The sequence below is a fragment of the Xanthomonas sp. NCPPB 3761 genome (assembly GCF_041475705.2).
Classification (GTDB): domain Bacteria; phylum Pseudomonadota; class Gammaproteobacteria; order Xanthomonadales; family Xanthomonadaceae; genus Xanthomonas; species Xanthomonas phaseoli.
In genome coordinates, this window is sequence record NZ_CM191262.1 from 1,246,269 (window position 1) to 1,267,260 (window position 20,992).

Annotated in this window: 15 protein-coding genes, 8 tRNA genes and 2 pseudogenes; 19 read left to right on the top strand and 6 right to left on the bottom strand. The window is 63.4% G+C overall.

Features of this window, described 5'->3' with window-relative positions; all coding sequences use genetic code 11:
- The 3 genes from phoR to ACCQ00_RS05460 all read right to left on the bottom strand — a co-directional run bounded on the left by phoR (position 1) and on the right by ACCQ00_RS05460 (position 3,920).
- Positions 1–1,329 carry a phosphate regulon sensor histidine kinase PhoR gene (phoR, locus tag ACCQ00_RS05450; RefSeq protein ID WP_039571869.1) on the bottom strand — a complete coding sequence of 443 codons (1,329 nt, stop codon included), beginning with the start codon at positions 1,327–1,329 and terminating at the stop codon, positions 1–3.
- A gap of 72 nt (positions 1,330–1,401) precedes the next feature.
- The gene (gene phoB / locus ACCQ00_RS05455) at positions 1,402–2,091 is read right to left on the bottom strand and encodes a phosphate regulon transcriptional regulator PhoB (RefSeq protein WP_003483753.1); all 690 of its coding nucleotides are present in this window, start codon (positions 2,089–2,091) and stop codon (positions 1,402–1,404) included.
- 182 nt (positions 2,092–2,273) lie between these two features.
- Positions 2,274–3,920, bottom strand: coding sequence for a M48 family metalloprotease (locus ACCQ00_RS05460; protein ID WP_039571885.1), 1,647 nt, complete (start codon positions 3,918–3,920; stop codon positions 2,274–2,276).
- A gap of 149 nt (positions 3,921–4,069) precedes the next feature.
- Here ACCQ00_RS05460 and grxC point away from each other — a divergent pair, with 149 nt between their 5' ends.
- From grxC to ACCQ00_RS05475, 3 genes are all read left to right on the top strand, one after another.
- Positions 4,070–4,378, top strand: a complete 309-nt coding sequence (gene grxC / locus ACCQ00_RS05465; protein ID WP_017158114.1) for a glutaredoxin 3 — start codon at positions 4,070–4,072, stop codon at positions 4,376–4,378.
- Positions 4,375–4,770, top strand: coding sequence for a carboxymuconolactone decarboxylase family protein (locus ACCQ00_RS05470; protein ID WP_039571872.1), 396 nt, complete (start codon positions 4,375–4,377; stop codon positions 4,768–4,770). The genes grxC and ACCQ00_RS05470 overlap by 4 nt, the downstream gene beginning before the upstream one ends.
- A 361-nt stretch (positions 4,771–5,131) precedes the next feature.
- Entirely contained in the window at positions 5,132–6,139 is a 1,008-nt protein-coding gene (locus ACCQ00_RS05475) for an isocitrate dehydrogenase (RefSeq protein WP_039571876.1), read from the top strand.
- Between the two features lie 138 nt (positions 6,140–6,277).
- Here the strand turns inward: ACCQ00_RS05475 and ACCQ00_RS05480 are convergent, their stop codons facing one another.
- Entirely contained in the window at positions 6,278–7,039 is a 762-nt protein-coding gene (locus ACCQ00_RS05480) for a Bax inhibitor-1/YccA family protein (protein ID WP_017158117.1), read from the bottom strand.
- A 150-nt stretch (positions 7,040–7,189) separates the two neighbouring features.
- Here ACCQ00_RS05480 and ACCQ00_RS05485 point away from each other — a divergent pair.
- The 6 genes and pseudogenes from ACCQ00_RS05485 to ACCQ00_RS05510 all read left to right on the top strand — a co-directional run.
- Positions 7,190–7,266, top strand: a tRNA-Pro gene (locus ACCQ00_RS05485).
- A 42-nt stretch (positions 7,267–7,308) separates the two neighbouring features.
- Positions 7,309–7,385 (top strand) — tRNA-Arg (locus ACCQ00_RS05490).
- Between the two features lie 32 nt (positions 7,386–7,417).
- A tRNA-His gene (locus tag ACCQ00_RS05495) sits at positions 7,418–7,494 on the top strand.
- Positions 7,495–7,587: 93 nt separating this feature from the next.
- Positions 7,588–7,663: transfer RNA gene (locus tag ACCQ00_RS05500), tRNA-Lys, on the top strand.
- Between the two features lie 555 nt (positions 7,664–8,218).
- Entirely contained in the window at positions 8,219–8,863 is a 645-nt protein-coding gene (locus ACCQ00_RS05505) for a hypothetical protein (protein WP_039571877.1), read from the top strand.
- 75 nt (positions 8,864–8,938) lie between these two features.
- Positions 8,939–9,172, top strand: a pseudogene (locus ACCQ00_RS05510) (XVIPCD domain-containing protein); the annotation flags it as partial.
- Between the two features lie 37 nt (positions 9,173–9,209).
- On the opposite strand, the gene ACCQ00_RS05515 reads toward ACCQ00_RS05510, so the two are convergent.
- Both ACCQ00_RS05515 and ACCQ00_RS05520 read right to left on the bottom strand, forming a co-directional pair.
- Positions 9,210–10,436 (bottom strand): IS256-like element ISXax1 family transposase, encoded by a 1,227-nt coding sequence (locus tag ACCQ00_RS05515; protein ID WP_011345585.1) that lies wholly within the window; start codon positions 10,434–10,436, stop codon positions 9,210–9,212.
- Positions 10,437–11,029: 593 nt separating this feature from the next.
- Positions 11,030–11,173, bottom strand: a pseudogene (locus ACCQ00_RS05520) (PAS domain-containing sensor histidine kinase); the annotation flags it as partial.
- Between the two features lie 246 nt (positions 11,174–11,419).
- Here ACCQ00_RS05520 and ACCQ00_RS05525 point away from each other — a divergent pair.
- The 10 genes from ACCQ00_RS05525 (at position 11,420) to ACCQ00_RS05570 (ending at position 20,838) form a co-directional block, all read left to right on the top strand.
- A tRNA-Leu gene (locus tag ACCQ00_RS05525) sits at positions 11,420–11,504 on the top strand.
- A 201-nt stretch (positions 11,505–11,705) separates the two neighbouring features.
- Positions 11,706–12,998, top strand: coding sequence for a trigger factor (gene tig / locus ACCQ00_RS05530; RefSeq protein WP_372354079.1), 1,293 nt, complete (start codon positions 11,706–11,708; stop codon positions 12,996–12,998).
- 92 nt (positions 12,999–13,090) lie between these two features.
- Positions 13,091–13,717: an ATP-dependent Clp endopeptidase proteolytic subunit ClpP gene (clpP, locus tag ACCQ00_RS05535; RefSeq protein ID WP_002806026.1), complete on the top strand. Its 627-nt coding sequence runs from the start codon at positions 13,091–13,093 to the stop codon at positions 13,715–13,717.
- A gap of 125 nt (positions 13,718–13,842) precedes the next feature.
- On the top strand, positions 13,843–15,129 hold the full coding sequence (gene clpX / locus ACCQ00_RS05540; RefSeq protein ID WP_003483788.1) for an ATP-dependent Clp protease ATP-binding subunit ClpX: 1,287 nt from the start codon (positions 13,843–13,845) through the stop codon (positions 15,127–15,129).
- 145 nt (positions 15,130–15,274) lie between these two features.
- Complete coding sequence (gene lon / locus ACCQ00_RS05545) at positions 15,275–17,746, top strand: endopeptidase La (protein ID WP_039574194.1); 2,472 nt, start codon at positions 15,275–15,277, stop codon at positions 17,744–17,746.
- A 214-nt stretch (positions 17,747–17,960) separates the two neighbouring features.
- Entirely contained in the window at positions 17,961–18,233 is a 273-nt protein-coding gene (hbs, locus tag ACCQ00_RS05550; RefSeq protein ID WP_002806049.1) for a non-specific DNA-binding protein Hbs, read from the top strand.
- A gap of 11 nt (positions 18,234–18,244) precedes the next feature.
- Positions 18,245–18,319 (top strand) — tRNA-Val (locus tag ACCQ00_RS05555).
- Between the two features lie 28 nt (positions 18,320–18,347).
- A tRNA-Asp gene (locus tag ACCQ00_RS05560) sits at positions 18,348–18,424 on the top strand.
- 94 nt (positions 18,425–18,518) lie between these two features.
- Positions 18,519–18,595 (top strand) — tRNA-Asp (locus ACCQ00_RS05565).
- A 272-nt stretch (positions 18,596–18,867) separates the two neighbouring features.
- Positions 18,868–20,838 carry a peptidyl-prolyl cis-trans isomerase gene (locus ACCQ00_RS05570; RefSeq protein WP_017159639.1) on the top strand — a complete coding sequence of 657 codons (1,971 nt, stop codon included), beginning with the start codon at positions 18,868–18,870 and terminating at the stop codon, positions 20,836–20,838.
- The last annotated feature ends 154 nt before the right edge of the window (positions 20,839–20,992 follow it).

The following is a 20,992-nucleotide window of genomic DNA, read 5'->3' on the forward strand; positions in this document are numbered from 1 at the left end:
TCACGCCGAGCGTGACAGTGGCACCGATTGCTCGCGCTGCACGACGCGCGCAGGTACGAAATGACACGAGAATTCGCTGCCGCGTCCCACTTCGCTTTCGATATCCAGGCGCGCCTGGTGCAGCCCCAGGATGTGCTTGACGATCGACAGTCCCAGCCCGGTGCCGCCGCTCTCGCGCGAGCGGCTGCTGGACACCCGGTAGAAGCGTTCGGTGATGCGCGGCAGGTGCGAGGCGGGGATGCCATAGCCGGTGTCGCGCACGGCCAGCGCCGCACCGTCGCCTTCGCGCACGAAACGGATCGTCACCGTGCCGCCGCCGGGCGTGTAGCGCACCGCATTGGTGACCAGATTGGAAAACGCACTGTGCAGCTCCTTGTTGGAGCCGAGCAGGTCCACACCGGCCTCGTCGATCACCTCCACGGTGTGGCGGCCCTGGCTGTGCGCCTCGGCCTCGCGGCGCAAGGTCGACAGCATGGGCGCCATCGCCACGTGTTCTTCGCCGAGTTCTTCCTGCGATTCCAGCCGCGACAGCGTCAGCAGGTCTTCGACCAGCTGCGCCATGCGTTGCGATTGCTTGCGCATTTCCGCCAGCATCGGGCCCGAATCGGGGAAATCCTCCGGATCGAGCATGTCCAGATACCCGTGCACCACCGTCAGCGGGGTACGCAGTTCATGCGAGACGTTGGCCACGAAATCGCGGCGCACCTGTTCCAGCCGAAGCAGCTTGCTGACATCGCGCGCCACCAGCAGCCAGTAGTCGTCGGAGTAGGGGATCAGGCGCAGGTTCAGGCGCAGATCCGGGTCGGCCGGCGAGGCGGCATCCAGCATCGGCTCGGCATTGCGCCCGGCCGCCAGCCAGTGCGCCAGCGGCAACGGCTGCAGCCGCTCAACGATCGACACGCCCATGTCGCCGGGATGGTGCAGGCCGAGCAAACCGCCGGCTGCCTTGTTGAACCACTGCACGCGCTGACTGTTGCGATCCACGACCACCACCGCATCCGGCAGCGCCTGCGCCGCGGCGCGGTAGGTGCGCAACATTTCGATCAGGCGGCGCTTGCGCGCGCGCATCTCGTCCTGGCTGCGATACAGCAGCCGGTCCAGTTCGTTCCAGGCGCCGATTCCCGCCGCCGGCTCGGCACGCTGGCGTGCAGTGAGCCGGCGCAGCACCTGGCGCAGCCGCCAGTAATGCCAGGCCAGCACGCCCAGGGCGGTGAGCGTCAGCGCCATCCACACATGCCCGATCAGCACGCCGGCCACGACGGCAGCGCCCAACAACAGCGCAAGGGTGCCGAGCGTCTTGAGCCAGGCGGAACGGATGTGTTGAGGCATGGAAGGCGTTACCACGAAGCGTCAGGTAGGCAGCCGCCCGACCGGAGTGCGGCCGGGCGACTTTGCGGCACGTCAGGTCGCCGAGGAAAAACGATAGCCCGAGCCACGCACGGTCTGCACCATGTTTTCCAGCCCGAACGGTTCCAGCGTCTTGCGCAGGCGGCGGATATGCACGTCGATGGTGCGCTCTTCCACATACACGCTGCCGCCCCAGACATGGTCCAGCAGCTGGGTGCGCGTATACACGCGCTCGGGGTGCGTCATGAAAAAGTGCAGCAGACGATACTCGGTCGGGCCGATCGGCACCGGCGCATCGCCGGCGAACACCCGGTGCGCGGCGCCGTCGATGCGCAGCTTGCCTACCGCCACGCTACCGTCTTCGTCGTCTTCGCGGGTGCGCCGCATCACCGCGCGGATGCGCGCCAGCAGCTCGCGCGCAGAGAACGGCTTGACCACGTAATCGTCGACGCCGGCTTCCAGGCCGCCGACGCGGTCGTTTTCTTCGCCGCGCGCGGTGAGCATGATGATCGGAATCTCGCGGGTCAGCTGCTCCTTGCGCCAGCGCCTGGCCAGGTCCAGCCCGCTGGTGCCCGGCAACATCCAGTCCAGCAGGATCAGGTCCGGCACGCGGTCGGCGATGGCGGTCTGCGCCTCGCGGGCATCGCCGGCATGGATGGGCTCGAACTCGCCTTTGCGCAGCGCGAACGCCACCATGTCGCGGATCGCGGGTTCGTCATCGACGATCAGAATGCGTTTCTGCACGCGGGGCTTACCGTCTGGCTTTGGTTGATCGCCAGTAGACTACGGTTTTGTGACTCTAATGTGACATCGCCGAAGGCGCCTGCGCGGCGGCTGTGGAGCACGAAGCGGACTGGGCAGTTCCACTACCGGCAGGCGGCCGCGCGATACCCTTCCGTCGTGAACAGCCGGCGATGCGTCGGCGATCAGCGCGTGGACAAATCCGGGTCGCGGATACCCTGGCGACGCAGCTCCAGCACGGTTGGGGTGATCGCGGCAATGCGCGCATCCACGCGCGCCCGTGTCACATAGTCGAGATCCTTCTTTTTCAGTGCTTCCAGCTGGATCAATGCCTGTTCAGCGCGGCCGTTCAAGAACGCCGCCTCCGCATACGCTTCGCTAGCGCGCAATGGGTCGCCGGACAGCTCGCAGGCACGCGCGTAGCTCTGCTGCAGCAGCGGGTCGTCGCTGCTCCGGTGCAACAACGGCTCCAGCACCTGGCGCGCGCGCTGGCCGGACTCCTTGCTGGCCTGCTCGTTGAGCGCAGTGGCATAGGTCAGCGCGACCGCGCGGTTGTTCGGTAACTGCTTGAGCAGCGCATCGAAGCGGGCATTGGCCGCTTCTCGCGGACCCACGCGCGCCTGCGCCTCGCTCAGGCCCAGCGCCAGCCACAAATTGTCCGGGTGCGCCTGGAGCAGGCTGGCCAGCTCGGCCACCGGCTCGCCCGGCCGCCCGCCGCTGTTGCGCAGCCGCGCCAGCGCCAGGCCATAGCGCTGCGGATCGCTCAAGCCTTGTTTAGCGCTGCGGCGCAGGTTTTCGTACTCGCGAATGGCCGCATCCGGCGTGGCGGCGCTGAGCACGCGCAGGCGCTCCTTGGCCCAATCGAAACCCTGTTGGTCGGCGCCGCGGCTGAGCGCATCCACCGGCAACCGCAGCGCGTAAGGGAGCAGCGCGTTGCCATTGCGGCTGAGCGGCTCCGACAGCGATGGGTCGGCCGGGTCGACGCGCTCCTGGCGCGTCCCGCCCGGCACCGAGGTCGTCAGGACCACCGTGTTTTTCTTCATCTGCTCGGCGCGCGACTTGGCTTCGCTGATGCGGGTGACGGTCACCGGGTGGGTCTGCAGGAAATCCGGCGCGCTGTAGCCGCCCTCGTTGGCGCGCATCGCCACCGACATGCGCTCGAAGAAGCCGGCCATCGCGTCCACGTCGTAGCCGCTGCGCGCCAACGTGCGGATGCCCAGCCGGTCGGCTTCGGATTCGTTGGAGCGGGTGTAGTCGATCTGCCGCTGCTGCATCAGCCCCATCGCGCTGGTGATGGTGGCCATGGTGGCGTCGCCCTTGGAGTTGCCCCCGGCCTGCTGGGCTGCCACCACCGCCGCCAGCATGCCGAGCAGGATCGGAATCTGGTCGCGCTGCGCGCGCTCCACTCCACGTAGCACGTGCTGCTGGGTGACGTGGGCGATCTCGTGCGACAGCACCGCCGCCACTTCGTCCTCGCGCTCGGCGGTCAACACCAGCCCGGCATTGACGGCGATGTAACCACCCAGCGTGGCGAATGCGTTGATCTGGCGGTCGCGCAGCATGAAAAACGTAAACGGTTGCTGCGGTTGGTCGCTGTTGGCGCCCAGCCGGGTGCCCATGGTCTGCAGCCAGTCGGTGATCAGCGGGTCGTCCAGCACGTAGTCGTAGTTGCGCAACTCGGCCAGCATCATCCGGCCGTATTCGGCCTGGCGGGCCGGGGTCAGCAACTCGCCGGCCGACGAACCGATATCGGGCAGGCGGCTTTCCTGCGCAGGTGCCACACCCATGGCAACGGCCAGCGTGAGGGCAGTGGCGAGCGGTAGCAGGCGCAAGTGGAACTCCCAGGTGATGCGCGGAGCATGCGGGCAGCCCGGCGCAGAGGCGTGAATCATCGGTTAACCCACAGTGTTGCGGTGACGACATGGAAATTCCAGTCGCCCGGTACCATGTGTCAGACCTCACACCAACCACGGAGTTTCCCGTGAGCCAAGACCATACCGATCAGGACGCGGCCTCCGGCCCGCAGATCACCCTGTATTCCTCCGCCATCTGCCCCTATTGCGTGGCAGCCAAGAACTTTCTCAAGAGCAAGGGCAAGACCTGGACCGAGGTGCGGATCGACCTGGATCCGGCCGAGCGCGACAGGATGATTGCCCTGGCCAAGCGCACCAGCGTGCCGCAGATCTTCGTCGGCGACGTCCACGTGGGCGGCTACGACGACATGATGGCCATGCATCGTGCCGGCAAGCTCGAACCGCTGCTGGCGGGCAGCGCAGGCGGCCAGGCATGAGTGGTTCCGACGACGGCAGCGCCGACCGCCTGCGCGAGTTCACCGAATTTCGCCAGCGCATGAACCAGCGCATCCTGGCCGAGCCGAACCAGGTGGTGCGTCGGTTCTTCGCGCTCGACACGCAGACCTACCAGGCCGGCGCGCTGGACGTGAAGACCAAGGAACTGCTCGGCCTGGTCGCCTCGATGGTGCTGCGCTGCGACGACTGCATCAGCTATCACGTGGCTCAGTGCAAGGAAGCCGGCGTGAGCCGGGAAGAGTTCTTCGAAACCTTCTCGGTCGGCCTGGTGGTCGGCGGCTCCATTGTCATCCCGCATCTTCGCCGCGCGGTGGATTTCCTGGACCAGCTCGAAGGCGGTGCACAGACGCCGGCCCAGCACGCACACGACTGAGTGTGGTACCGAGGCGGGAGTGGGGGATTCGGGATTGGTAAAAGCGAGCAGGACACGCGCCGCCCGATCAGGCGGCGCGTTGCGTTTGGGCGCCAGCGGCTCTTGATGGCTGCGAAAACATAGCGGGCAGTCGTCAGGCGGTGTGGGCGGCATGGAGCAACCGCAGTGCGCGGAGGACGGATCCATGCCGATTCCGTGCACCGGCTTCCTGGCCACTCAGTCGTTGGATGGTGGCCCTTAGACCAGGTCGGTTTGGGCGCCTTCACCGGCATCGGGCATAATTGCCCCTGAAACCTCCTTGCGCCGCTCTGCCGGGTATTGCGGCTGGCGCTCCCCCCTTCAAGTTCGGAAACCCAACGTTATGACGCAGACAATCACGGTCATCCGCGGCGACGGCATCGGCCCGGAGATCATGGATGCCACGCTGTTCGTGCTCGACGCGCTGCAGGCTGGCCTGACCTACGAATACGCCGACGCCGGCTTGGTTGCGCTGGAAAAGCACGGCGATCTGCTGCCCGAGTCCACTCTGGCGTCGATCACCAAGAACAAGGTGGCGCTGAAAAGCCCGCTGACCACGCCGGTCGGCGAGGGTTTCAGCTCGATCAACGTCGCCATGCGTCGCAAGTTCGACCTGTACGCCAATGTGCGTCCGGCCAAGTCGTTCCCGAACACCAAGTCGCGCTTCGCCGACGGCGTGGACCTGATCACGGTGCGCGAGAACACCGAAGGCGCGTACCTGAGCGAAGGCCAGACCGTGTCCGAGGATGGCGAGACCGCGTTCTCCGGCACCCGGATCACCCGCAAGGGCTCCGAGCGCATCGTGCGCTACGCCTTCGAGCTGGCCAAGAGCACCGGCCGCAAGAAGGTCACCGCCGTGCACAAGGCCAACATCATCAAGTCGACCTCGGGCCTGTTCCTGAAGGTGGCACGCGATGTGGCCGCGCAGTATCCGGATATCGAATTCCAGGAAATGATCGTCGACAACACCTGCATGCAGCTGGTGATGCGTCCGGAGCAGTTCGACATCATCGTGACCACCAACCTGTTCGGCGACATCATCTCCGACCTGTGCGCCGGCCTGGTCGGCGGCCTGGGCCTGGCCCCGGGCGCCAACATCGGTCTGGACGCGGCGATCTTCGAAGCCGTGCACGGCTCGGCGCCGGATATCGCAGGGCAGGGCAAGGCAAACCCGTGCGCGCTGCTGCTGGGCGCGGCGCAGATGCTGGACCACATCGGTCAGCCGCAGAATGCCGAGCGCCTGCGCGAAGCCATCGTCGCCACCCTGGAGGCCAAGGATTCGCTGACCCCCGACCTGGGCGGCACCGGCAACACCATGGGCTTCGCCAAGGCCATCGCCAGCCGCCTCTGAGCACACTGGCAGACTTGCACAAAGAGAAAGGGCGCCTAGGCGCCCTTTCTTTTTGTTGGAAACCGGTCACTCGACGCCAGTGTCACGCGTTCAAGCGAGGGGAGCCACCGTTGCGATTCCCGAATCCCGAATCCCGGCTCAATTGCGCGACTGCAGCTTCGACAGCAGGCGCAGGAACTCGATGTACAGCCACACCAGCGTCACCATCAGGCCGAATGCGCCGTACCACTCCATGTGCTTGGGCGCGCCTTGCTCGACGCCGCTCTCGATGAAGTCGAAGTCCAACACCAGGTTCAACGCCGCCACCACCACCACGAACAGGCTGAAACCGATGCCGATCAGGCCCGAGTCGTGGATGAAAGGGATGCGCACACCGAACAGGCCCAGCACGATGGTCGCCAGATAGACCAGCGCGATACCGCCGGTGGCTGCGACCACGCCCAGCTTGAAGTTTTCGGTGGCCTTGATCATGCCGCTGCGATACGCGAACAGCAGCGCGAACAGGGTGCCGAAGGTGAGCAGGATGGCCTGGAACACGATGCCGTTGAAGCGTGCTTCGTACACTGCCGAGATCGAGCCGAGGAAGAAGCCTTCGATCAATGCATATAGCGGCGCCGTAATCGGTGCCCAGGTCGGCTTGAAGCAGGTAGCCAGTGCGAACACCAGGCCGCCGATCGCGCCGGCAATCATGTAGATGCGCGCGACAGGCAGCGGCATGCCATCGGAGCCGATCGATTGCGACCACGCGAAGGCGGCGGTGATCACCGCCATCAGCAACAACGCGCCGGTCTTGTTGACCGTGCCGTTGAGGGTCATCGCCTGACCGTCGCGGGTGACGATCGAGCCGGAGCCGGAGTCGAGGAACGTGGATTCCCGAAGGGCAGGGTTACCGCTACGCATGCGTGTTCTCCATGAAAATAGTGCTCACCCTACTGGCGAACGTGGTTGCGAGGATAGCTGATCGTTCAACTTACACAGGGTGATTGACAGCGAGGCCAATCATTCCCAAAATAGCCGACCTTTCGAGCCTTCGGGATTGAAAGGTCCCGCCGGGGTATAGCGCAGTCTGGTAGCGCGCCTGCTTTGGGAGCAGGATGTCGGGGGTTCGAATCCCTCTACCCCGACCATTCCGAGCTTTCGACGGCGTGGGAATGCGAAGTTCGGTCCGGGCGCCCGTAGCTCAACCGGATAGAGCACCGGCCTTCTAAGCCGGCGGTTACAGGTTCGAGTCCTGTCGGGCGCGCCATCGGCGGTACGGTAGGAAGCAGGTTTTCAGTGGTGGCTGTAGCTCAGCTGGTTAGAGTACTGGATTGTGATTCCAGATGTCGGGGGTTCGAGTCCCCTCAGCCACCCCACTGATGACAGGAAATTGCAGGAATGTTTGACCCCATGTGGCACGGGGTGTTGCAACGAAGCAAAAATGCACATACAATGTGCGCCCAGTTTCAGGGCCGTTAGCTCAGTTGGTAGAGCAGTTGACTCTTAATCAATAGGTCCAAGGTTCGAATCCTTGACGGCCCACCAATTAAAACAGCCACTTAGCGCAAGCCAAGTGGCTGTTTTTCTATGCGTCGGGAGAATTGCCGGGAAAATTGAGTGCCGATCACTGTTCAGATACCGAAGGCTGGCGTCGAGTGGATGGCGTTGTCGGTGGCCGTTGCTATCTTCGTGGTCCTCTGAAACGTCGCCCCCAAGGCGCGCACGGAGCGCAACTGGACGTGTACTTGCGGCCGTCATCGAGCTCAAGCTTTAAATCGTCAGTCAGCTCGCGGCGAGTGCTCGCGACTATGTGACGACGAAGTTATACATTTCTGGCGGATCAATTTTGGGTCCCCGCAATCACGAATTCTTGGAAAGTAGGCGTGATGCGTTCTATCCACTCCGGACGCCGGGCCACGAGGGGCCGCTCTACCCGCGAGCGCTTGAGCAGCGCACTGCCGGCACCTCTTACTGAGGGTCGGCCATGGGGCTTGGCTTTTGCATCCTGGTTGGTTTGATTGCACGAGCGACGTTGAAACTTAACCGGTCGTTCATCTTTGCTTGGCTAGGTTCCATCGCTCATCCGCACGGAATGCGTCAATGAGGCCTGCCAGAGCCACTCTGTTTCTGATCATCGCTACAGCCTGCGGTACTGCCCTCTGTGCCTGCGCACACTCCCAGGCCGCCCCCCTACAGCCGACCCCGAAGGAACCCAGCACCATGACGACGCATGAGGCTGACACAGCCAATCCCACTCTCAGTGCTGAAGAGATGGGCAAGCGGCTACTCAGCTTGATCGGAGGCCTGAAGTCTCGGGACGAGATCACCCTTGAAAGAATCCGGGATGTGATGGGCATCTCGCTGAAGCTGGAGCCAGGTGCGATCGGTGCCGGATTTCCGAGTGGTGATCTGGGAGGCGGCTGGCGCTACGTGTTCGATTACTTTCCTGAGTCGCCATCTAGCTCGAAAGGAGTCAAGTTGACGTTCGTCAACACGGCTAACCGGTTTGCCGACATGAGTGCCGTCTGCAGTCTCGATTTCGCCTATTACGACGCGTCGCTCAAGAGCATGGGTTTTGTCAGTTCGCCAACACACGGTCCAATTGGTCAGCTGGAAGATCTGCACTACGTCAAAGCCACGACAAGCGAGGCGGGGGGAGACATCGTTGTTTCCATTGTTCCGCAGAACGTAGTTGCCGGATCTAACGCCCGGTTGTGCATCAAATCGATCAGCACCCTGGGCTAGTCAAGGAAGAAGCACATGGCAGGTCCCAATCCCCAGCTCGAAGCGGCATTAGCTCAGTTCGCTGGGCAACAAGGCGTGACGCAAGATCAAGTTGCGCAGCTGCGAAACGCGATCAGCGTGGATGCTGCTCTTCTGGCGCAATTTGATCAGCAGGCGCAGGCAGGAACCCTACGTGGCTTTGCATTGCAGCCAGCCGGTAGTAGTGCGCCGAATCTGGTTGGGACGTACGACATGCAGAGCGCTGTCGTCACGCTGCCGGCGGCGAGCTTGCCCCCCGCTGGAACGATTGCGACCAGTGACTTAAAAGGCGGAGCGTGTGCAGAATTTTGTGTAACCGTGGTTTGGGTTACCGCTGAGGAAGTCGCCCCTCGAACTGGATCGTAAAGCGGTTCAGCGCAGCCTTCCAGTCGCGGATCGGCAGCGTCCATTTCTTGGTGATGTTGCGCAGAGCCAGGTAGAACAGTTTCATCAAGGCTTCGTCGCTGGGGAACGCGCCGCGGTTCTTGGTCAGCTTGCGCAGGCTCATGTTGACCGACTCGATGGCGTTGGTCGTATAGATCACCTTGCGGATCTCCGGTGGGTAGTCGAAGAACGGGATCAGTCGTGACCAATTGCGCCGCCATGACTGGCTGATGGGCGGGTACTGGGCGTCCCACTTGGCCTCGAACTCGGTCAGTGCCTGCTCGGCCTCCTCGACGGTGGCGCAGGCGTAAATGCGCTTGAGATCGGCGGCAACCTCGGCGCGGCGTTTCCACGAGACGTAGTTCAGGCTGTGCCGCACCATGTGCACGATGCACAGCTGCACGGTGGTCTGCGGGAACACCGCCTCGATCGCCTCGGGAAACCCCTTCAGGCCATCGACGCAGGCAATGAAGATGTCCTGCACCCCGCGGTTGCGTAGCTCCGTCACGACTTGCAGCCAAAACTTGGCACCCTCGGCCTGCGCCAGCCATAGGCCCAGCACTTCCTTCTCGCCGCCCATGGTGATGCCGATGGCCAGGTACACCGCCTTGACCCGCACCGCGCCCTCGCGCACTTTGACGTGGATGCAGTCCAGATAGACGATCGGATAGACCGGATCCAGTGGCCGCGCCTGCCACGCCTTGACCTCCTCGACGACCGCATCGGTGACTGAGGAAATCAGACTCGGCGACACCTCGGTGCCGTACATCTCCTCCAGGTGCGACTGGATCTCGCGCACGGTCATGCCGCGCGCGTACAACGACAAGATCTTGTCATCGAAGCCGGCCCAGCGGGTCTGGTGCTTGGGGATCAGCTGTGGCGCGAAGCTGCCGTGGCGATCACGCGGAATCTCGATCGGCAGCTCGCCGAACTCGCCCTTGAGCGTCTTGCGGCTGCGTCCGTTGCGCGTGTTGCCGGCCGCGTTGGCGACCGGCTCATGCTTGTCATGACCGAGGTGTTCGGTCATCTCCGCGTCCAGCGCCCGCTCCACCAACCGCTTGGTCAGCTGCTTGAGCAGGCCGTTCTCGCCGATCAGATCCTCGGGTTTGGTGTAGTTGACCAACAGGCTGCTAAGCAGCTCGTCGGGTACCTCATGTGTGCGTGGGCTCATGGTGTCTCCGGGTTAGGTGGCAGTCTCCTGCCTGTGGCCCGGTTACACAAAATCTAGGACACGCCCCGCGTTGGAGGAAAAATAAGTAGCTTAAGTGTTTGATTTCAAATGTTATTAGCGCTGACTCTTAATCAATAGGTCCAAGGTTCGAATCCTTGACGGCCCACCAAATAAAAGCACTTAGGCAGCCGCCTAGGTGCTTTTATTTTTCCAGGACCAAAAACAGGGTGCGCTCGTTGGGGCTCCTTTGAACGAATCGAGGCCAGCGATAACTCGGCGTCGCGACCACGCTGTTGCAGCTTGGCGATAGCGCCGGCACCGCCCATGTCTGGTCCGGTTGGATAGCGGCTTTTCAACGCCTTTGGGGCAACGCTCAACATCGAACGCCTGGCTGGAGCGCGCTTGCCGCAGTCGCCGTTAGGGATCGAGCCGGGTCAGTTCTTCAGCGATGCCAAAAGTCTCGCGGTGCGCCATTGCGGGGCCACGTCATGGCTGTGCTGAGCGCGTCGCGCGCCGTGCTCTGCGCGATCTACAAGAAGTTGCAGGAAGCAGCCACGTCACTCGCCAGCGCCCCCGTGCAAGGCCCGCAACGCAGGCGTCTGGCTTCGCTGATCCGCAGAACTGGCCCCGAGTCCGACCAGCCCGTTGAGGGGGAGCGACGTGATTCGTCCATCCGGGTCGATTTCTTCGATGCAATCACGCGACAGTGCCACGATCTGGCGATATCGGGCTGTCATCGCAAGTGCTGACTCCACGCAGAAATTAACGAAATTTTCGCAAATCCGGCTGCGACGTGCCGGCAGCGAACGGGCTTTGACTGGGTTCAGGCGGGTAGGCCGGCCGCCGATGGCCCTATGCATTGCGTGGAGCCTCAAGTCACCGCGCAAAGCAGCTCGTGCCCACTGCAGTCGTCACACGCCCAGGCTCGCAGCGCTTTTTCTTTACCGGCATCCCTGCAACAATAGCCGGGCATCTACGGCATTGCGAAAGTGGCGGAATTGGTAGACGCACCAGATTTAGGTTCTGACGCCGTAAGGCGTGGGGGTTCGAGTCCCCCCTTTCGCACCAATGCCGCGCGGCCGTGTGGGTTCCGGCCGCTGCACTTCCTGCAAACCGCTCGCTTGTGTCCGTAACGCCGCTGCGCGCATGCCGCTGGCAGCGGCCGCCGTTATCGGCGAAACTACAAGGCTAGGCGGCATTCTCGCCATCCGTTAACCCGCATCTTCCATCTCGTGCCGACGCTGTGCGCTGTCGGTGGCAGGAGTCAACATGCAAGCATCGATCGAATCCACCGGCAATCTGGAACGCCGCCTGACCTTCACCCTGCCGCAGGAGCGCCTGGAGACGCACGTCGGGGGCCGCCTGCGCGAGCTTGCGCGGACCACGCGCATCAAGGGCTTCCGTCCCGGCAAGGTGCCGACCAAGGTGATCGAGCAGCGCTTCGGTCAGCAGGTGCGTGCCGAGGCGATGGAAGGCCTGCTGCGTGAGACCTTCGATTCGGCCGTCCGCGAGCATTCGCTGCGCCTGGCCGGCAACCCGCGTATCGATCAGGGCGAGACCGATTTCGACTTCGTCGCCACCTTCGAAGTGGTGCCGGATTTCGGCGACATCGACGTGACCAAGCTGTCGGTGGTGCGTGCGACCGCTGAAGTGACCGATGCCGACATCGACCAGATGATCGAGAACCTGCGCCTGCAGCGCCGCACCTGGAATCCGGTCGAGCGCGGTGCGCAGGTCGGCGACCTGGTGGCGCTGGAGACCTGGTCGCAGGCTGGCGACGAGCGTCTGCCCGCCGAAGGCGTGGAGACCGGCAGCAGCGTGCTGGGTTCGGGCGTGATGTTCGACCAGATCGAAAAGGGCCTGGAAGGCCTGACCAAGGGTGAAGAAAAGACCCTGACCGTCGATTTTCCCGCCGAATGGCGCGTGCCGCAGCTGGCAGGCAAGACCGTGCAGGTGCACGTCAAGGCGGTCGAAGTCTCCGAGCCGGTCTTGCCGGCAGTGGACAAGGAGTTCATCAAGAGCTTCGGCGTGAAGAGTGGCGATGCCGAGCAGTTCCGCGCCGATATCCGCACCAACCTGGAGCGCGAGCTCAAGGGCGCGCTGATGAACCGTCTGCGCCGCGAAGTGGGCGAGCAGGTGATTGCCGCCTACGCGCATGTCGAAATGCCGCCGCGCCTGGTCGAGAACGAAGCCCGGTCGATGCTGGCCCAGCAGGTCGAGCAAGTCCGCCGCAGCGGTCGCGATCCGGGCCAAGTGCCGGCCGATGCGCACCAGGGATTCATGGATGCCGCCGCCAAGCGCGTGCTGGTCGGTCTGCTGGTGGGCGAGGTGGCGCGCCGCAACGAACTGCGCCTGGAGTCCAAGCGCGTCAGCGAAACGCTGCGTCTGATCGCTTCGACCTACGAAGAGCCGGAACAGGTCATTGAGATGTACCGCAACGACCCCCAACTGATGAACGGGCTGCAGAGCCGCGTGATGGAAGAGCAGGTGATCGACTGGATCGCCGAGCGCGCCCAGCACACCGAGCAGTCGCTGTCGTTCCAGGACGCCATCCGCGTCTGATCCGGCAGTAAGAGAAGAACCGCGCCCGCAGCTTGGGGGGCGGATGGCGAACACGGGCAGCGGCACAGGCCGCTGCCACAACGGGAAGACTGATGAGCATTGTGACCAAAGCCCTGAACCTGGTGCCCATGGTGGTCGAGCAGACCAGCCGTGGCGAGCGTGCGTACGACATCTACTCGCGTCTGCTGAAGGAGCGTCTGATCTTCCTGGTCGGTCCGATCGACGACCATATGGCCAACGTGATCGTGGCCCAGCTGCTGTTCCTGGAAGCGGATAACCCGGAAAAGGACATCAGCATCTACATCAATTCGCCCGGTGGCGTGGTCACCGCCGGCATGGCGATCTACGACACCATGCAGTACATCAAGCCGGACGTCAGCACCATCTGCGTCGGCCAGGCCGCCTCGATGGGCGCGCTGCTGCTGGCCTCGGGTGCGGCCGGCAAGCGTTACGCGCTGCCGAATTCGCGCGTGATGATCCATCAGCCGCTGGGTGGCTTCCAGGGCCAGGCGACCGATATCGATATCCATGCGCGCGAGATCCTGACCCTGCGTTCGCGCCTGAACGAGATCCTGGCCAAGCACACCGGCCAATCGCTGGAGACCATCGCGCGCGACACCGAACGCGACAACTTCAAGAGCGCGGTCGATGCGCAGGCCTACGGCCTGGTGGATCAGGTGCTCGAACGTCGTCCGGAAGAGTCGATCCAGCCGTCTTGATCGTCAAGTTATTGAAATTGCAGGAAAAACCGGCAGGGTCGGGCGGGGCGAATGTCCTCCCGACCCTGTGCTATTCTCGAAATCGAACCCCCGTGCATCGGGTGGGGTAACTGGGTAACAGAAGCATGAGCGAAGACCGCCAAGGTCGTTCCGGCGACAGCAACAAGATTCTCTACTGCTCGTTCTGCGGTAAGAGTCAGCATGAAGTCCGTAAGCTGATTGCCGGTCCCAGCGTATTCATCTGCGATGAGTGCGTTGAGCTGTGCAACGACATCATCCGCGAGGAACTCGAAGAGAAGGCGCAGTCGGCACGTTCCAGCCTGCCCAAGCCGCGCGAGATTCTCGAGGTGCTGGATCAATACGTGATCGGGCAGCTGCGCGCCAAGCGCACGCTCGCGGTGGCGGTGTACAACCACTACAAGCGTATCGAGAGCCGCAGCAAGAACGATGACGTCGAGCTGGCGAAATCCAACATCCTGCTGGTCGGTCCGACCGGTTCGGGCAAGACGCTGCTGGCCGAAACGCTGGCGCGCCTGCTCAATGTGCCGTTCACGATCGCCGATGCCACCACGCTGACCGAAGCCGGCTATGTCGGCGAGGACGTGGAAAACATCATCCAGAAGCTGCTGCAGAAGTGCGATTACGACGTCGAGAAGGCGCAGCAGGGCATCGTCTACATCGACGAAATCGACAAGATCTCGCGCAAGAGCGAGAACCCGTCGATCACCCGCGATGTGTCCGGCGAAGGCGTGCAGCAGGCGCTGTTGAAGCTGATCGAAGGCACGGTGGCCTCGGTGCCGCCGCAGGGCGGCCGCAAGCACCCGCAGCAGGAATTCCTGCAGGTCGATACCAAGAACATCCTGTTCATCTGCGGCGGTGCATTCGCCGGGCTGGACAAGGTGATTCAGCAGCGTTCCAACGACGCTGGCGGCATTGGCTTCGGTGCCAAGGTCAAGAGCAGCGAGCGCAAGCAGGAAGTGGGCAAGATCCTGGCCGAAGTCGAGCCGGAAGATCTGATCAAGTTCGGCCTGATTCCCGAGTTCGTCGGCCGTCTGCCGGTGGTCGCCACGCTGGAAGAGCTGGATGAGCCGGCGCTGATCAAGATCTTGACCGAGCCCAAGAACGCCATCACCAAGCAGTTCAAGAAGTTGTTCGACATGGAAGGCGTGGAGCTGGAGTTCCGCCCCGATGCCCTGTCGGCGATCGCCAAGAAGGCGCTCAAGCGCAAGACCGGCGCCCGCGGGCTGCGCACCATTGTCGAGTCGGTGCTGCTGGACACCATGTACGAGCTGCCGTCGCAGGAAAACGTCAGCAAGGTCGTGGTGGACGAGTCGGTGATCGAGCACAAATCCGAGCCGTATCTGATCTACCAGGCGCAACCGGCGCCGGCCAAGGCCGCGTCCGGCGACTGAGGCCTGGATGCCGTCGCGCCGGGCCCCGGCCTCGCTGGCGGATAAAGGGTTTCCGAACGCTACTTGCAACACCTCGCCGATGGCCCCATAACGGGGCCATCGGCTTTTTTTACGCCCCAAAACCCCCATTCCTGCGGAGTGCCCCATGGCCCAGTCCCAACCAGAAATTCTCGATCTGCCAGTGTTGCCGCTGCGCGACGTGGTGGTGTTTCCGCACATGGTGATCCCGCTGTTCGTCGGCCGCGACAAGTCGATGCGCGCGCTGGAGAAAGCCATGGAAGCGGACAAGCGCATCCTGTTGGTGGCGCAGAAGTCGGCCGAGACCGACGACCCGGCTGCCGGCGACCTGTATACCGTCGGCACCCTGGCGCAGGTGCTGCAGTTGCTCAAGCTCCCCGACGGCACCATCAAGGTGCTGGTCGAGGGTCTGTCGCGGGTCACCGTGGACAAGGTTGTCGAGCAGGACGGCGCATTGCAGGGGCAGGGCACCGAAATCGAGGCCAGCGACGCGCGCGAGCCGCGCGAGGTGGAAGCGATTGCACGGTCGCTGATGTCGCTGTTCGAACAGTACGTCAAGACCAATCGCAAGCTGCCGCCTGAGCTGCTGCAGACCTTGTCGGGCATCGATGAGCCGGGCCGCCTGGCGGACACCATCGCCGCCCACATCGGTGTGCGTCTGGCCGACAAGCAGCGTCTGCTGGAAATCACCGACACCGGCGAGCGGCTGGAACTGCTGGTCGGTCTGGTCGATGGCGAAATCGACGTGCAGCAGCTGGAAAAGCGCATCCGCGGCCGGGTGAAGTCGCAGATGGAAAAGAGCCAGCGCGAGTACTACCTCAACGAGCAGATGAAGGCGATCCAGAAGGAACTGGGCGACCTGGACGATGCGCCCGGCGAGCTGGAAGAGCTGGCGCGCAAGATCGCCGAGGCGGGCATGCCCAAGCCGGTCGAGACCAAGGCCAAGGCCGAGCTCAACAAGCTCAAGCAGATGTCGCCGATGTCCGCCGAGGCGGCCGTGGTGCGCAACTACCTGGACTGGCTGCTGGGCGTGCCGTGGAAGAAGCGCACCAAGGTGCGCAAGGACCTCAAGGTCGCCGAAGATACGCTGGACGCCGATCACTACGGCCTGGACAAGGTCAAGGAGCGCATCCTTGAGTACTTGGCCGTGCAGTCGCGCGTGAAGCAGATGAAGGGGCCGATCCTGTGCCTGGTCGGGCCGCCGGGCGTGGGCAAGACCTCGCTCGGGCAGTCGATCGCCAAGGCGACCAACCGCAAGTTCGTGCGTATGAGCCTGGGCGGCATTCGCGACGAGGCCGAAATCCGTGGCCACCGCCGGACCTATGTCGGTTCGATGCCGGGCCGCCTGGTGCAGAACCTCAACAAGGTCGGCAGCAAGAATCCGCTGTTCCTGCTGGACGAAATCGACAAGATGTCGATGGACTTCCGTGGCGACCCGTCGTCGGCATTGCTGGAGGTGCTGGACCCGGAGCAGAACAACTCGTTCAACGACCACTATCTGGAGGTCGATCTGGACCTGTCGGAGGTGATGTTCGTCGCCACCTCCAACTCGCTCAATATCCCGGGCCCATTGCTGGACCGCATGGAAGTGATCCGCATCCCCGGCTACACCGAGGACGAGAAACTCAACATCGCCACGCGCTATCTGATGCCCAAGCAGATCAAGGCCAACGGCTTGAAGCCTGAAGAGATCGAGATCGCCAGCGATGCGATCCAGGATATCGTGCGGTATTACACGCGTGAGTCGGGCGTGCGTAACCTCGAGCGCGAGGTGGCCAAGATCTGCCGCAAGGTGGTCAAGGAGATTGCGCTCGCAGGTCCGCAGCCGGCGGCCAAGAAGGCGGTTGCCAAGAAGGGCAAGCCGAAGGCGCTGGTCACCGTCAACGCGAGGAATCTGGACAAGTATCTGGGCGTGCGTCGCTTCGACTTCGGCCGTGCCGAAGAAGAAAACGAGATCGGTCTGGTCACAGGTCTGGCATGGACCGAAGTCGGCGGCGAACTGCTGCAGGTCGAGTCCACCTTGGTGCCGGGCAAGGGCAACCTAATCCTCACCGGTCAGCTCGGTAATGTCATGAAGGAATCGGCATCGGCTGCATTGTCGGTGGTGCGTTCGCGCGCCGAGCGGCTCGGCATCGACGTGGATTTCCTGCAGAAGCAGGATGTGCATGTGCATGTGCCCGACGGCGCCACGCCCAAGGATGGCCCAAGCGCAGGTATCGCGATGGTGACCTCGCTGGTGTCGGTGCTGACGCGGGTGCCGATTCGCGCCGATGTGGCGATGACCGGCGAGATCACCCTGCGCGGACGGGTATCGGCGATCGGTGGCTTGAAGGAGAAGTTGCTGGCGGCCCTGCGCGGTGGCATCCGCACCGTGCTGATCCCGGACGAGAACCGCAAGGACTTGGCCGACATCCCGCCGAACGTGACCCGCGATCTGAAGATCGTGCCGGTGAAGTGGATCGACGAGGTGCTGGACCTGGCGCTGGAACGTCCGCTCGCGCCGAAGAAGGCCGGCAAGGAAAAGGCCCGCAAGGCGGCTTCGCGGGTGACCGTGCGCGGCAAGTCGCGTAGCACACCGGGTACCCGCGTCAAGCACTAACGAGGGCTGTCTAAGCCTAGCCAAAACAAGCCAAAACCCGCGTCGTTATTGGGTTTTGGCTTGCGTGCTGTTGGGGGCGCTGGTATAAATGCACGACTCGTGGGCGCGGCAAAATGTGATGCGTCATGCGATACCACTTGTGTCGGGTTCTTCGCTTAGGGCAAGAGCGCCGATTGTCGATTCCGCGGCATCTGCCGCAAAGGGAGTTTCAAGAATGAATAAAACCGAATTGATCGATGGCGTTGCCGCTGCCGCTGACATCTCCAAGGCTGAAGCTGGCCGTGCTGTTGACGCGGTTGTGAGCGAAATCACCAAGGCACTGAAGAAGGGCGACGCCGTCACCCTCGTTGGCTTCGGTACCTTCCAGGTCCGTGAGCGCGCCGAGCGCACCGGCCGCAATCCGAAGACCGGCGACAGCATCAAGATCGCTGCTTCGAAGAATCCTGCATTCAAGGCTGGTAAAGCCCTGAAGGATGCAGTAAACTAATCGACTCGCTAGGGTGCTTAGCTCAGCGGTAGAGCGTCTCCCTTACACGGAGAGGGTCGGGGGTTCGAAACCCTCAGCACCCACCATTAAGCACCAGGCAAATGTTTCAAGCGCGGAGCGGTAGTTCAGCTGGTTAGAATGCTGGCCTGTCACGCCGGAGGTCGCGGGTTCGAGTCCCGTCCGCTCCGCCAGTTACACGCAAAGCCCCTGAGCAATTGGGGGCTTCGTTTTCTCCACGACATTCGTGCTGCGAATGGAGCGGAGGCAGATGTCCAAGTTTAAAGCGGAGCGGTAGTTCAGCTGGTTAGAATGCTGGCCTGTCACGCCGGAGGTCGCGGGTTCGAGTCCCGTCCGCTCCGCCAGTTATACGAAGCCCTCGGCCTTGTGCCGGGGGCTTTTTTTTGACCGTCGGTTGGCGGGTGTGGGTCCATTGGTCGTGGCGTCTTCACGTGCTGTCGCGCATCGGGCAGCGGCACGTGCTGCTGCATTTGACGGTGCTTCGGTCTGTGGCCCGAGTGGGCGCTGTTCACCCTGGACCAACTGATGCGCCACGCCGTCGTCACGGGCATTGGGCTGGGTGCTTGGCGCCAAGCGCGTTACACTGCGCGGCTCGCCCACAGGCCGTGATTTGCCAATGCTGCAGAAACTTCGCGACAAGACGTCAGGCTGGATCGCTACCGCCATCCTGGGGTTGCTGATGATTCCATTCCTGTTCGTCATCGACAACAGCTACCTCGGCGGTATTGGCGCCAACAACGTGGCTAAGGTGCAGGCGCCGCCGACCTGGTGGAAATCGGCACCGTCGTGGTGGCCGGTCTCGTTGCTGTGGCAGCACCACGAAATCAGCACGCAGGATTTCCGCGCGCGCTTTGAGCAGGCGCGCATGCAGGAGCGTCAGCGCCAGGGCGAGAAATTCGATCCGCGCACCTTCGAATCCCGCGAAAACAAGCTGCAGGTGCTCGACCAACTGGTCGACGAACAGGTGGTGCGACTGGGTGCGGAAGACGCTGGAATCGTCATCGGCGATGCGACCGTGCGCGATTACATTGCCAACATTCCTGCATTCCAGGTCGATGGCAAGTTCAGTCCCGACCAGTACCGCGCTGCGCTCGCGCAGGGCACGCCGCCGCGCACGCCAGCGCAGTTCGATACGCTGGTGCGCGATAGCCTGCAGCAGTCGGTGATCCCGCAGGCGGTGGCGGAGTCCGGCTTTGCGACCAAGTCCGAGTTCGAGCGCCTGCTCAAGCTGATGGGCGAGACGCGCGATGTGGAGCTGGCGATGCTGCCGCCACCGGCCGCAGACACCGCGCCGGTGAGCGATGCGCAGATCAAGCAGTGGTACGACGGGCATACGCAGGATTTCCGTCAGCCGGAAACCGTGACGATCGAATACGTGGAGCTCAACGCCGCCACGATGCCGCCAGCCACTGCGGCCGACGAGGCCACGCTGCGCAAGCGTTATGAAGACGAGAAGGCACGCTTCGTCGAGCCGGAGCAACGCCTTGCGTCGCACATCCTGATCAGTGCCGGCGCCGATGCCGCCGCGCAGAAGGCTGCCGAAGCGAAGGCTGCCAAGCTCGCTGCCGAGGCCAAGCAGCCGGGTGCCGACTTTGCTGCGCTGGCGAAAGCCAATTCGCAGGACCCTGGCTCCAAGGATGCCGGCGGCGACCTGGGCTGGGTCGAGAAGGGCACGATGGTCAAGCCGTTCGAGGACGCGCTGTTCTCGATGAAGGCTGGCGAGGTGGTCGGCCCGATCAAGAGCGAATTCGGCTATCACGTGATCCAGCTGCGTGAGGTCAAGGGCGGCCAGGGCAAGTCGTTCGAGCAGGTGCGCGACCAACTCGCTGCCGAGCAGCTCAAGGCTGACGCAGACAAGGCCTTTGCCGATGTCAGTGGCAAGTTGGTGGACCAGGTTTACAAGAACCCCACCGCACTGGAGCCGGCGGCCAAGCAGGTCGGCCTGCCGGTGCAGACGCTGGGGCCGTTCTCGCGCAGTGATGCCAGCGGTGTCGCCGCCAACCCGGCTGTGCTGCGCGCGGCGTTTTCCGAAACGCTGGTGCAGGACGGCACCGTGAGCGATCCCATTACCATCGCGCCGAACCACAGCGTGGTGTTGCGTGTGACCAATCACACTGCCGAACAGGCATTGCCGTTGGACAAGGTGCGCGACAAGGTGACCGCGGCAATCCGAGCGGACCGTGCCGAGAAGGCCGCCGCGGCTGCTGCCGACGCCTTGCTGGCACGCGTGCAAAAGGGTGAGACGCTGCAGGCGCTGGCCGACAGCGAGAAGTTGCAGGTGCAGCCGATCCCGGGGCTGCCGCGGACGGCGCCGATCCCGACCCCGGCTGCGAACCGTGCGATCTTCAGCGCGCCGCGACCGACCGAAGGCAAGCCGTCGGTGGGCAAGGTGGAGCTGGATGGCGGGCGCTTCGCTGTCTTTGTCATCAGCAAGGCGACGCCGGGCGATCTGAAGCAGATGCCGGCCGAACAGCAGACGATGCTGCGCGAGCAGTTGAGCCAGATCGACGGAAACAACGCTGCGCAGGCTTATGTCAAGGAAATGCGCAAGCGCTACAAGATTCAGATCGAAGAGGCCCAGCTCTAAGGTGGGATAATCGATCGGTAGAGAAAAGCCCGGGCAACCGGGCTTTTTCTTTGGGCGTTCGCCGTGCAGAACGGGCCGGCTGACGCTTGTCGCAGTCACACTCCCGTGCGGCGCGGATTGATTGGCCGGCAGCGTTGCGTGCCCGGATGGCTCA

Excerpts from the sequence above, each read along its gene's own strand:
- phoR (WP_039571869.1), bottom strand. The coding sequence starts at position 1,329 with ATGCCTCAACACATCCGTTCCGCCTGGCTCAAGACGCTCGGCACCCTT.
- ACCQ00_RS05470 (WP_039571872.1), top strand. The coding sequence starts at position 4,375 with ATGAGTGGTTCCGACGACGGCAGCGCCGACCGCCTGCGCGAGTTCACC.
- ACCQ00_RS05475 (WP_039571876.1), top strand. The coding sequence starts at position 5,132 with ATGACGCAGACAATCACGGTCATCCGCGGCGACGGCATCGGCCCGGAG.
- ACCQ00_RS05480 (WP_017158117.1), bottom strand. The coding sequence starts at position 7,039 with ATGCGTAGCGGTAACCCTGCCCTTCGGGAATCCACGTTCCTCGACTCC.
- ACCQ00_RS05505 (WP_039571877.1), top strand. The coding sequence starts at position 8,219 with ATGAGGCCTGCCAGAGCCACTCTGTTTCTGATCATCGCTACAGCCTGC.
- ACCQ00_RS05515 (WP_011345585.1), bottom strand. The coding sequence starts at position 10,436 with ATGAGCCCACGCACACATGAGGTACCCGACGAGCTGCTTAGCAGCCTG.
- tig (WP_372354079.1), top strand. The coding sequence starts at position 11,706 with ATGCAAGCATCGATCGAATCCACCGGCAATCTGGAACGCCGCCTGACC.
- clpP (WP_002806026.1), top strand. The coding sequence starts at position 13,091 with ATGAGCATTGTGACCAAAGCCCTGAACCTGGTGCCCATGGTGGTCGAG.
- clpX (WP_003483788.1), top strand. The coding sequence starts at position 13,843 with ATGAGCGAAGACCGCCAAGGTCGTTCCGGCGACAGCAACAAGATTCTC.
- lon (WP_039574194.1), top strand. The coding sequence starts at position 15,275 with ATGGCCCAGTCCCAACCAGAAATTCTCGATCTGCCAGTGTTGCCGCTG.
- hbs (WP_002806049.1), top strand. The coding sequence starts at position 17,961 with ATGAATAAAACCGAATTGATCGATGGCGTTGCCGCTGCCGCTGACATC.
- ACCQ00_RS05570 (WP_017159639.1), top strand. The coding sequence starts at position 18,868 with ATGCTGCAGAAACTTCGCGACAAGACGTCAGGCTGGATCGCTACCGCC.